General features: G+C 41.6%; 11 protein-coding genes. 2 read left to right on the plus strand and 9 right to left on the minus strand.

Annotated elements, in window-relative coordinates; genetic code table 11:
• Positions 1-617: 617 nt before the first annotated feature.
• Complete coding sequence (rpmF, locus tag ACKC4Y_RS07865; RefSeq protein ID WP_409361181.1) at positions 618-797, minus strand: 50S ribosomal protein L32; 180 nt, start codon at positions 795-797, stop codon at positions 618-620.
• Between the two features lie 389 nt (positions 798-1,186).
• Between rpmF and ACKC4Y_RS07870 the strand changes: the two genes are divergently transcribed.
• Entirely contained in the window at positions 1,187-2,092 is a 906-nt protein-coding gene (locus ACKC4Y_RS07870; RefSeq protein ID WP_409361182.1) for a polyprenyl synthetase family protein, read from the plus strand.
• A gap of 81 nt (positions 2,093-2,173) precedes the next feature.
• On the opposite strand, the gene ispG is transcribed toward ACKC4Y_RS07870, so the two are convergent.
• Positions 2,174-3,415, minus strand: a complete 1,242-nt coding sequence (ispG, locus tag ACKC4Y_RS07875) for a flavodoxin-dependent (E)-4-hydroxy-3-methylbut-2-enyl-diphosphate synthase (protein WP_409361183.1) — start codon at positions 3,413-3,415, stop codon at positions 2,174-2,176.
• 258 nt (positions 3,416-3,673) lie between these two features.
• Between ispG and ACKC4Y_RS07880 the strand changes: the two genes are divergently transcribed.
• Positions 3,674-3,958 (plus strand): hypothetical protein, encoded by a 285-nt coding sequence (locus tag ACKC4Y_RS07880; RefSeq protein WP_409361184.1) that lies wholly within the window; start codon positions 3,674-3,676, stop codon positions 3,956-3,958.
• A 219-nt stretch (positions 3,959-4,177) separates the two neighbouring features.
• On the opposite strand, the gene ACKC4Y_RS07885 is transcribed toward ACKC4Y_RS07880, so the two are convergent.
• From ACKC4Y_RS07885 to ACKC4Y_RS07915, 7 genes are all read right to left on the minus strand, one after another.
• Entirely contained in the window at positions 4,178-5,182 is a 1,005-nt protein-coding gene (locus ACKC4Y_RS07885; RefSeq protein WP_409361185.1) for an HlyD family secretion protein, read from the minus strand.
• Entirely contained in the window at positions 5,179-6,840 is a 1,662-nt protein-coding gene (locus ACKC4Y_RS07890; protein ID WP_409361186.1) for an MFS transporter, read from the minus strand. Before ACKC4Y_RS07890 ends, ACKC4Y_RS07885 begins: the two co-directional genes overlap by 4 nt.
• 23 nt (positions 6,841-6,863) lie before the next feature.
• Entirely contained in the window at positions 6,864-7,280 is a 417-nt protein-coding gene (locus tag ACKC4Y_RS07895) for a F0F1 ATP synthase subunit epsilon (RefSeq protein WP_409362173.1), read from the minus strand.
• A gap of 71 nt (positions 7,281-7,351) precedes the next feature.
• A complete protein-coding gene (atpD, locus tag ACKC4Y_RS07900) occupies positions 7,352-8,944 on the minus strand; it encodes a F0F1 ATP synthase subunit beta (RefSeq protein WP_409361187.1) in 1,593 nt (530 codons plus the stop codon).
• A 19-nt stretch (positions 8,945-8,963) separates the two neighbouring features.
• Entirely contained in the window at positions 8,964-9,875 is a 912-nt protein-coding gene (locus ACKC4Y_RS07905; RefSeq protein ID WP_409361188.1) for a F0F1 ATP synthase subunit gamma, read from the minus strand.
• A 20-nt stretch (positions 9,876-9,895) separates the two neighbouring features.
• Positions 9,896-11,431, minus strand: coding sequence for a F0F1 ATP synthase subunit alpha (atpA, locus tag ACKC4Y_RS07910; protein ID WP_409361189.1), 1,536 nt, complete (start codon positions 11,429-11,431; stop codon positions 9,896-9,898).
• Positions 11,431-12,015, minus strand: a complete 585-nt coding sequence (locus ACKC4Y_RS07915; RefSeq protein ID WP_409361190.1) for a F0F1 ATP synthase subunit delta — start codon at positions 12,013-12,015, stop codon at positions 11,431-11,433. Before ACKC4Y_RS07915 ends, atpA begins: the two co-directional genes overlap by 1 nt.
• Between the last annotated feature and the right edge of the window lie 344 nt (positions 12,016-12,359).

Raw genomic sequence — 12,359 nt, forward strand, 5'->3', positions numbered from 1 at the left:
GCCAATCTGTAAACAATCTGGCTTTTCTCAAGCTAGTTTCTACTGCTACAACGCGTTGATTTATAAGGATAACTCACTGTTTTGTCTGTTGAATGAGAGACCCTAATATCGTAAGATTCTCTCATTTCAAACCTGCTTACATTGAATCAATTCAAAATCATTCGCTTGTATATCACAAGCGGGATTGGCATGTTGAGAAAACCACGAGAAGAAAGGCCTAAAATGCCTCTTATGAATCATCTCAATGCAAAGGCCATAATAACATTGGAAGCTGGCAAAAAGTAAATAGCGCTGGTTTGCACCTTTATAAGCATAAAGATGGTGTGGTTCCGAATGGATTTATCATTATATTCTTCACAGAGCCACCGTGAAATGAGTTTGAGTGCAACCCATCATGCGATTCAGTTCACAGGCTCTATGGATAAACCCTAGCCTGAACACTTACCACTCTCTCTAACAACACTTAATATGAGAAGTTTTCATATGTTCCTTATATCGCCGCCCTAAACAACAGTATTTTACGGCAAATCATGATCACAGAAAAGCACACCCAACCTAGGCTCTCACTTATTCTCTGAATAAAATGAACTTTACCCCTAGTAGAAAAGAGAAAAATCTCAATCTTTAACCACTAAAACTGTACGTCCGCGATACATTCCAGTTTTCAAATCGATATGATGAGGACGACGCAGCTCACCAGAATTTTTATCCTCAATATAAGTCGGCGCCTTCAAGGCATCAGCCGAACGGCGCATACCCCGTTTCGACGGAGAAGTTTTTCGTTTAGGTACAGCCATAAAGAGACACTCCAAATCCACTAAAAAAGAAGAGGCAATGTCAAAACGACAAAGCCTGTATCAAAAATCATAAAATTTGATGGCTTTATACACCGATAACAAAGAAGAGGCAATGTCAAAACGACAATACTATTATCAAAAATAATAGAATTATTATAAATAATCGACAGTTTATACACTCATAAAAACCTTTTAATGACCCTTTCATTAAATTTTTATTTGGTTTTAACACGGCTCCCGCATACAGTATGGAGAAGCACTAAAAAGCAATTTGTTTAAAAAAAACAGAGATGAAAACCCACGCAAACTGCCTATAATAAGATAAGATTGTAGCTTCTATTCTCTAAATTCTAGGATTCCCTTTTTGCAAAAAAATAAAGGAAGCAAGAATGCACGAATTCAGCACTCTTCTTGCAAAACATGCCCGTACCGTTGAAAGACGGCTTGACACACTGTTAAATGATCAAGTCCAAAATGGTGAAATTGCTCGCCCTGAAATCCTCATCAAAGCCATGCGCTACGGTGTGCTGAATGGTGGTAAGCGTCTGCGTCCTTTTCTTGTTATAGAAAGCGCTGCCCTTTTTGATGTCCCTGCTAAACACGCTCTTGATATCGCATGTGCTTTGGAATGTGTCCATTGTTATTCGCTCATTCATGATGATCTGCCTTCTATGGATAACGATACACTACGACGCGGAAAACCAACGGTCCACATAGCCTTTGATGAAGCTACAGCAATTCTGGCAGGAAATGCTCTCTTGACCTTCGCCTTCGAAATCATTGCCCATAAAGCTCTCGCACTCTCCTTTGAAACCAGAATCAACCTCATAAAAGCTCTTGCACAATCGGCAGGACTTGGCGGTATGTTAGGCGGACAAATGCTCGACCTTGAAGCGGAAAAGAAGCCGCAAGAGTGCAGCAGCAGCATCGTAACTCTCCAACGTATGAAAACAGCCGCTCTTATAAGCTTTGCTTGTCAAGCAGGAGCAATTATCGGCAATGCTCCCAAAACACTGACCCAAAATCTTGCTGATTTTGGCACAAATATCGGACTTGCTTTTCAATTGACGGATGACCTACTTGATGTCACCGCCAGCACCGAAACTTTAGGAAAAACTGCCGGTAAAGATGAAACGGCACACAAAGCCACTTTTGTTCATCTTTATGGCATCGAAGAAACACAAAAAAAACGAGACGAACTGATTGCAAAAGCAGAATCGCTTTTACATCCGTTTGGTACCAAAGCGAAACCGCTCCAACAAGCTGCCCGCTTTAGTGCAACACGCAAAAATTAATAATTCATCGTCTTTACAAACAGCAAAACATAAAACAGGAAAACAAAGTTTTTTTGTTTAAGCCCTCTTTAACGAATTGCTTCAACTTTGTCCAAAGCGGGTATGAATATAGTCACTTAAGAGAGCTTCAAATTCTTCTGCTATATGATTGCCGCGCAAAGTTTTCACCTTCTGCCCCTCAATAAAAACAGGAGCCGCTGGACTTTCGCCCATTCCAGGCAATGAAATTCCAATATCAGCGTGTTTTGACTCGCCCGGTCCATTAACGATACAGCCCATCACCGCAACCTTCAAACTTTCAACACCAGGGTATTTTTTACGCCACACGGGCATATTTTTGTATAAATCCGCTTCAATTTTTTGTGCCAATTGTTGAAACACTGTCGAGGTTGTGCGCCCACACCCAGGACAAGCCGCAACCACAGGAAGAAATTGCCGAAACCCCATCACTTGCAAAAGCTCTTGAGCAACTTTGACTTCCCGTGTCCGATCTCCGCCAGGCTCAGGTGTTAAGGAAATACGGATGGTATCCCCAATGCCTTGCTGTAACAAAATTCCCAAAGCCACAGAAGAAGCAACAACGCCCTTTGTTCCCATCCCTGCTTCTGTCAATCCTAAGTGGAGTGCGTAATCACAACGCGCTGCTAGGGTAGTGTAGACAGCAATAAGATCTTGAACATCACTTACTTTAGCAGAAAGAATGATTTTATCACGCCCCAATCCCATCTCTTCAGCTAAAACAGCTGAATGCAGAGCCGACTGAACAACAGCTTCCCGCATGACCTCAGCAACAGGTAAAGGATTTTCTTGCTGTGCATTTTCATCCATAAGCCGTGTTAACAATACATTATCAAGGGAGCCCCAATTCACACCAATTCGAATAGGTTTACGATATCGGCAAGCAATCTCGATAATTTCCGCAAATTGGCGATCCTTTTTTGCTCCAAAACCAACATTTCCAGGATTGATTCGATATTTTGCAAGCGCCTCAGCACATGCAGGATGTTCTGATAAAAGCTTGTGTCCAATATAGTGAAAATCTCCCACCAATGGTACAGAAAAACCCAACCGCTCCAATCGCTCCCATATTTTGGGCACAGCAGCAGCAGCTTCATCACGATCAACGGTAATCCGAACCAATTGCGAACCAGCCTGCCAAAGAGCAGCAATTTGTGCAACGGTTGCATCAACATCGGCAGTATCAGTATTGGTCATTGACTGAACAACAATCGGGTTATTGCCACCAACCACCACATCACCCACCGCAACAGCAACAGACCGGCGACGCTCTAAAGGTTTAGATAAAGAATACGCCATACTCATCAAATCCTCAAATTTGCAAAACTTGGCATCTATAAATCATCCTTATGACAACGCTCACCAGAGTACAATTTTTAAAAGAGTATATTTTTAAAAAGCGATTAAAGAAAATGACCTTATCTCACCAAAATTTTTGACTTCTCACATCTGTTTATAAGCAGCCAATGCTATGCAACCTTTCAATTTTCAAGTCGTTATACCAAAACCCCAAACACAATTCTAATTGTCGTAAAACAGTACAAAACATGAAGGAGGAAACCCATGGGCCTATTTTCAAGCCACAGCAAAAATGCTAAAATTAAAAAACGTATTGCACAATTAAAAAATGAACTCGTCCCTGTAAACCGTTGGTATTCTGATAACAGCAGTGTTGAGTACATGTCTGATATGCTTGACACATGGAAACAAAAAGGTCGTCATGCGCTTTGCCACCTCAACGAGCATGCTGCACAATTAAAGAAAAAGGCAAAAGAAAACCCTAAAACAACCATAGCATTGGCCGCAGGATTAGCTTTAGCTAGCTTCTTACTGGTACGTAAAAATTAAAAATACGACCAACAGTAAAACCTTTCAATGCCCACCTCAAAGTGGGCATTTTTCTACATACCGGAAAAAACGACGTACAGAACATCAGGATTATTTTTATGCAATTCGAATTTTAAGAATTTAAAAAGCTCAAGCATAAAAAACCAAAACAAATCTTCTAAGGTAAACGCCCACTTAGTATAAAAGGATATAGAAACCAAACTCAAAAAATCCAAGACCTTAATCTCCCAAAGCTCGTTGTGAAGTATCTACATAGGTGACCACAGACATACCAGGAATGAGTTTCTCAGCACCTAGCTGTCCAGGATCTAAAGCAATACGAACTGAAATACGTTGTGCAATTTTGATGAAATTACCGATTGCAGTATCCGTTTTTAACAATGAAAATTCTGAACCTGTCGCAGGTGCAAAACGAACCACACGCCCCGTTAATTTTTGATTGTTCAACGCATCAACAGAAAAAATAACAGGTTGCCCAACCTTCATTTGAGAAAGTTGTGTTTCTTTATAATTGGCAATAATCCAAATGTCATCAGAAATGACAGACACCAATTGCGTACCAGGCACAACATATTGCCCCACTCTCGCACCAATCAATCCAACATGTCCCGTTTTAGGGGATACAATCTTGGTGTGTTTCAGATTAAGTTTAGCCAATTCAACGCCAACTTTTGCTCCAGCAACCTCTGACTGTAAACTTTGCCGTTCAAGGTCCAATTGTTTTTGCAATTGGCGTTTTGTTTCAAGTGCTTCCAATAACTGCGAAAGAGGACGAGAAACTGAACTTGAAGTATCAACAAAGCTTAACTTTTTGTGTTCAGGAAGAATATTGGAGAATGCTTTTGACCGCGTCAATTCGGCTTCTGCTGTATTAATTTCTCCTTGTAAAAGCTGAGCCTGTAACCCAATGCTTGCAAGTTTTGCATTTTTTGAATCCAAAACAGCCTGCGCCCGTGCAAGCTGTTGGCGAAAGAGGGAATCATCAAGTTCAAATAACAGCATTCCCTGTTCAACACGTTGATAGTCTTGAACATAAATCCGCGAAACCACACCAGAGATCTGTGAACTCACCAAGGTAACATTGCCCTTAACGGAAGCATTATCGGTTATTTGAATTGTACTTACAAAAGGGGGAAGTTTCCAAGCCCATAAAATAAGCAAAACACCCATAACACCTGAGAAGAATGCAATAATTGTCGCTTTTGATCGTAATGCTTTTATCATTTTTTGCACTCCCCTTCATTAACATTGCTCTGCTTTTTGCAGGAAGCAAAAGAGCATGAATTAAAAAAAATTTTGGCAAGAAAAATAGCAAAGACAACTGTTGCAATATAAAAATAAAGCCGAAAAACATCATCGTAAGCAAAAATATTTGCCGTTAACTTAAAATCCTCAAGCAATCTAGAAACACCTTTTTCATCCCCCAAAGTATGGGGAACAAAAACACCATAAGAGGGCGAAAACAAAGTATTCATCTCACCTGAAATAAGGGGATCAGTACCAACAATATTTTGCGTTAAGGACTCAAAATTCTTATGGGCGAAAAAAAGCTGCAGACTACCAAAAAAAGCTGCTCCCATTAATCCCCCAGTGACTTGGGTGAGCAGAAAAACAGCAATAAAACTTAAAACATAACTTGGTCCTCGCTTATTGGCTATCACAAACCCCTTGGAAAGAGCAGGAGGTAAAAAAAGCGCATAACTAAAGCTGATCAATCCTTGACTCAACATCATATCTTTCGGAAGTGTATACTGGTTTACATGACTGTCTAAATAAGCTCCCAATGCCAAACAGCTTAAAGATAAAAGATAAAAATAATCCTCACGACCAGAGCGTAAAAAAAAGACACAAACACCACCCCCCAAAAGGGTACCAAATACAATCGCAAGATACATAGGCGCCATCTCACGATTTAACAAACCAAAAAGATTAAAAAACTCTGCGGCTAAAGTTGACCGCTCTAATAAAAAAACGTGAAAGACTAATAAAATAAGAACAGATTGTACCATTTCCTTACTGAAAAGCCAGCGTAAATCAATCAATGGTTTTTTTCTATTAAGCTCAATAATCGTCGCTATGACCAAAGAAAAAACAGCAAGCGCAAGTCCCCAACCAATCCACGGTGCTTCATACCACCAATATAACCGACCAACAGACATAATCACTGCATTGAGTCCAAGACCAAATGCAATCAAACCATAACTCAGCCAATCTAACTTCTGAATAACCTTGTTGCGTACAACAGGGGTAAGAGGAAGAGCATAGATACATCCCAAACTGATAAGAACCAAGCCCATTTCCAACGCTGAAAGACTAGAAAATCCACCGTTTTCTAATAAATCAGGTGAAATCAAACGTGAGAGCGGAACTGCTAAAGCCGCATTCATATAGTTCAAACTAAGAGCAATAGTAAACTTTTTTGCTGGTGCAAAAGCCTCCATCATATAAAGCAGTGCTAAGGACGCCAACGGTGCCGCAGCAATGCCAGCAAAAAAGCGAATAATCAGCGCAGAACGTAAATCCGTCACAAAAAGTTGTAAAACGCAAACCAAAACGAAACTAAGAATTGATAATTCAGCAAAAGCACGAAGCCCAAACTGATAGCGAATCTTGATCAACATAATCGCAACGCTGACATTTGGCGCCATATAGGCAGCAACCAACCATGTGGTTTCAATCAAGGTCGCGTGGAAGTCGCCAGTAAGATAAATAATATTAGACTGGACAATATTCGCCCCTAAGCCATAAGCCCATTGCAAAACAAAAGAGGCTAAAATATAAACAAAACACTTTGGTAAAGGCCCCGCGAAAACGACACCCGGATTGGGAAAAGGCTTTCTCATCCTTTTAGCAGACATAACAGTACTTTTTCTGCTGCTCACGTCACCTTTTCCTGCATAATTGGCTATTCCTCCATCAGTACACTACCAACAGTTGTAAGCTGATGAAAGAAGTCTTCTACTTTATGACTTGTCCCATCATTGGTATCATCTTCTAAAGTTGCTCGAACTTGCAAAATCTTCTGTTCCAAATCATCAAAAGAAAGATGTTCAACAGCAACAACGCGCTCTGCCAAAAGAGAACAACCCGAAGAGGTAATATCAGCAACACCTCCACAAACAGCAAACAATTTTTCACCCGAAGAGGTAAGAACGCGAACGCTTCCCAATACAATGCTTGCTAATAACGGAGCATGATTGGCCATAACTGTTAAAGCACCTGAAGCGGAAGGAAGAACAACGGACATCACTTGTTCTGAAAAAACAAGTTTCTCAGGCGACACAAGCTCAAACAAAAAACGCTCTACTCTATTGTTTTCCAAAGTGACCTCCATGAAGCGCCCCCAAAGAACCGCTTGTCTCTCTACAACAAGTATCCATTACAGATTTCTTCTTATGAAGAAGCTTCTGCAAGAAGACGCTTTCCTTTCTCAATGGCTTCATCGATCGAACCAACCATATAAAAAGCCGCTTCTGGAAGATCATCATAATCACCAGCGCAAAGACCTTTAAACCCTTTTATTGTGTCTTCTAAAGGCACGAGTTTTCCAGGCGAGCCAGTAAAGGCTTCAGCCACATGGAAAGGTTGCGAAAGGAAACGTTCAATTTTACGCGCCCGCCCTACCAACAATTTATCATCTTCAGAAAGTTCATCCATTCCAAGAATAGCAATAATATCTTGGAGTGATCTATACCGTTGCAAAATGGTTTGAACCTGATTTGCAACAGAATAATGCTCTTCACCTACAATCAGTGGATCTAACATACGTGAAAAAGAATCGAGCGGATCAACCGCTGGATAAATACCTTTTTCAGCAATTGAACGAGAAAGAACCGTTGTTGCATCCAAATGGGCAAAAGATGTTGCAGGTGCTGGGTCAGTCAAGTCATCAGCCGGCACATAAATAGCCTGCACAGAGGTAATAGACCCTGTTTTCGTACTGGTAATACGCTCTTGCAAAGCCCCCATATCTGTTGCCAAAGTTGGTTGATAGCCCACAGCAGAAGGGATACGTCCTAAAAGCGCTGACACTTCAGCACCAGCTTGCGTAAAACGGAAAATATTATCCACGAAGAAAAGAACATCTTGACCTTCATCACGGAAACTTTCCGCAATAGTCAATCCGGAAAGAGCCACACGAGCACGCGCTCCTGGTGGCTCATTCATTTGCCCATAAACGAGCGCACATTTTGATCCTTCCGCTGAACCATTATTCTCTTTTGGATTCACATTAACACGGCTTTCGATCATTTCATAATAGAGATCATTTCCTTCACGTGTACGTTCTCCCACACCAGCAAAAACCGAATATCCTCCATGGGCCTTCGCAATATTGTTGATGAGTTCCATAATGAGAACAGTTTTACCAACACCAGCACCACCAAACAAACCAACTTTACCACCTTTAGAATAAGGCGCTAACAAATCAACGACTTTAATACCAGTAACAAGAATTTCTGACGCCGTTGATTGTTCAACATACTGAGGGGCATCTTGGTGAATAGAGCGCGTTTTGGTCGTAGCGATGGGTCCAACATTGTCAACCGGTTCTCCAATCACATTCATAATACGACCAAGCGTTGCTTCTCCAACGGGCACACTGATTTGTGTCCCTGTATCAAAAACCTTTTGGCCACGTGCCAACCCATCTGTAGTATCCATGGCAATCGTACGCACAGTATTTTCACCCAAATGCTGAGCAACTTCTAAAACCAGTCTATTGCCTAGATTATCTGTTTCTAATGCATTAAGAATATTTGGCAATACACCCTCAAACTGTACATCAACAACAGCACCAATAACTTGTTTGATCACACCCACCGCCCCTTTTGCACGCGCATCTTTAGAAGACGACCGCACAGGACTAGAGGAATCCTTTATGCTAGCTTGAGATTTCGAGGTGGCTTTTTTCACGCTTGAACGAGCAGCCGTTTTCTTTTTCTCAACTTTTTCTGCTCCTTTGCTTGACGTCACTGCTTTTACCATCAATCCTTACCTTTTCAATTTAAAGCGCTTCAGCGCCCGCAATAATTTCGATCAATTCTGTCGTGATCTGTGCCTGACGTTGACGATTATAAGCCACCGTCAATTTATTAATCATTTCACCCGCATTGCGCGATGCATTGTCCATAGCAGTCATCTTCGCACCCATTTCACCGGCAACATTTTCAAGCAAAGCTCGAAAGATTTGCACAGAAAGATTGCGCGGCACCAGCACATCCAAAAGAGAAGCTGCATCAGGCTCATAATCATAAACAGTCGACTGTTGATCTCCGCTTTTATCTGTTTTTCCAACGACATCTCCTGCCCCAACAGCTCCTTTGAGAGAAAACATTGGAATTAAGCCAAAAGCCACTGGACGCTGATTAATCACTGAAACGAATTCAGAGTAAAACAGCGTACACACATCAAACACCCCTTTATCGAATAAATCAATGATCCGCTGGCTAATCATTGCCGCCTCTGCAAAACCAACCCGTTTTACAGAATGCAAATCAATGTGATCAATCATCAAAGCTTTATAATCGCGCGATAAAATATCCGCTCCCTTTTTACCCACAGTCAAAATTTTAACGATTTTACCAGCAGCAAGCAGTGCTTTAATCTGTTCGCGTGCACGACGCGCAATTTGCACATTAAAAGCACCACACAATCCACGTTCAGCCGTACAAACCACCAAAAGATGCACATCATCTCGCCCCGTACCGCGCATAAGAGGAGGAGCATCAATCCCATCAACATCAGTAGCAACATTGGCTAAAATAGCTGCCATCCGTTGCGCGTAAGGACGTCCAGACTCAGCCGCCTCTTGCGCACGGTGCAACCTTGCCGCCGCAACCATTTGCATGGCTTTGGTAATTTTCTGTGTTGCCTTAACCGAGGCGATACGGTCTCTAAGATCCTTCAATGACGCCATTTGAACATTCCATCAATTTATCACGAAAAAATTTTCGCGTAAGACTTAAGAACAGTAACCAACTTATCCTTAATCTCATCAGTTATCTGCTTTTGGTTAGCAATTGCCTGTAAAAGATCTTGATGGTCATTACGGAGAAGTGTTAAAAGTCCCTGCTCGAAACGACCGACATCAGAAACAGCCAATGCATCAAGATAACCATTCACACCAGCAAAGATAACAACAACCTGTTCTTCCGTTTTAAGTGGAGAAAATTGCGGCTGTTTCAAAAGCTCAGTCAAACGTGCACCACGGTTCAAAAGACGTTGGGTTGATGCATCCAAATCTGAACCAAACTGCGCAAAAGCTGCCATTTCTCGATATTGTGCCAACTCACCCTTGATCGAACCCGCAACTTGCTTCATTGCCTTAATTTGCGCAGCAGAACCAACACGTGACACAGAAAGACCAACATTTACAGCAGGACGAATTCCCTGATAAAACAAATTTGTTTCGAGAAAAATCTGCCCATCTGTGATAGAAATCACGTTTGTAGGAATATAAGCAGAAACGTCATTCGCCTGTGTCTCAATAACAGGCAAAGCGGTCAAAGACCCAGAACCATTTTCAGCATTTAACTTTGCAGCCCGCTCTAAAAGACGCGAGTGCAAATAAAACACATCACCAGGGTAAGCTTCACGACCGGGAGGGCGACGAAGCAAAAGAGACATTTGACGATACGCAACAGCCTGTTTTGAAAGATCATCATAACCAATCAAAGCATGTTGTCCATTATCACGGAAATATTCCCCCATTGCACAACCAGCAAGAGGTGCGATAAATTGCATAGGAGCAGGATCGGAAGCCGTAGCTGCTACGATAATCGAATATTCAAGAGCTCCACGCTCTTCTAAAACTTTAACGAACTGTGCAACTGTCGAACGTTTTTGACCAATAGCGACATAAATACAATACACTTTGTCTTGGTCTTTTCCAGCACCTTTTTCATGGAAAGGCTTTTGATTTAAAAATGTATCAAGCAAAATCGCTGTTTTTCCTGTTTGACGATCACCGATCACCAACTCACGCTGTCCACGTCCAATGGGAATGAGTGCATCAATGGCTTTCAATCCCGTCGACATTGGCTCATGCACTGACTGACGCGGAATAATCCCAGGAGCCTTGACATCAACACGACGACGCTCTGTTGCTTTAATGGGCCCCTTGCCATCTATAGGGTTTCCGAGTGCATCGACAACCCGTCCGAGCAAAGCTGGTCCAACAGGAACATCGACGATAGCACCTAACCGTTTAACAGTATCACCTTCACGAATATCACGATCTGATCCAAATATCACAACCCCGACATTATCGATTTCCAAATTCAAAGCCATACCATGCACGCCATTTGAAAAGGAAACCATTTCCCCCGCTTGGACATTATCCAAACCATAAACGCGGGCGATACCATCGCCTACAGAGAGAACCCAACCAATTTCTGAAACTTCAGCCTTTTGGTCAAAGTCCCTGATTTGTTCTTTTAGAATTTTTGAAATTTCAGACGGTCTAATATCCATCAGCTGACCTCTTTTTTCAATGCAAGCTTAAGCGAAGATAATTTCGTCACCAGCGACGTATCAATCTGAGATGACCCCACACGAACAATCAGTCCACCAAGAATTGTTGGATCAACACACATATGTAGCAAAACTTTTCCTCCAACGACACTTTCCAAAGCCTTACGCAACTCTTGTTCTTGTTGAGAACTCAACGGACAAGCAGAAACAATCTGCGCCGAAACTTGCCCACGAGAAAGAGAAACACGGCGCTGAAAAGCATGTAAAATGCCAGATAAGGCAGAAAGCCTACGGTTTAGCGCAATAACACGCAAAAAATTGCCAATAATCTGACCAGCACCTTCATCAACAAACTTGATGCGCTCACAAACAGACCGCATCACTTTAATCTGCTCTTTAGCTGAAAAAAATGGGCTCTCCACAAAGCGCTTTAAATCTTCATTTTGATCTAAGACAACCAAAAAAGATGCCACTGCCTTTTCAACATTCTCAACAGCCCCTGCTTCTTGAACAAAATCAAAAAGCGCTTGCGCATAGCGTTGATCTACCAATGGCAGCGGTAGAAGAGAAAATGAATCCGACACGAAATACCGCCTCTTTCCCTTGAGCGACTCTCTGATAGTTATCAGATGAAATGGATCAGACATTCCAAATTTTAAGAATCTCTTTCTTATTCTTAAAACCCAGAACAAAAAACTTTCCGGTTTCTAGCATAGACATAAACGACTCGCAACACCACAAATCGACGCTTTCTGAAAATTTTTAAATAAAATATTCAAAATAATTTTGAAAACGATTTTTCAGAGAACCATCCGTTTTTCTATATCTCTTTTTGGCACCCTCTGGTAGTTTTTTCAAGTCTCTTTTCTTATCTGTTCCACAAGAGAACTGAAACGAGAGGCAATATGATCTCCTTTAGTCTTAAAAC

The organism is Bartonella heixiaziensis (assembly GCF_046245125.2).
Taxonomy (GTDB): Bacteria; Pseudomonadota; Alphaproteobacteria; order Rhizobiales; family Rhizobiaceae; genus Bartonella; species Bartonella heixiaziensis.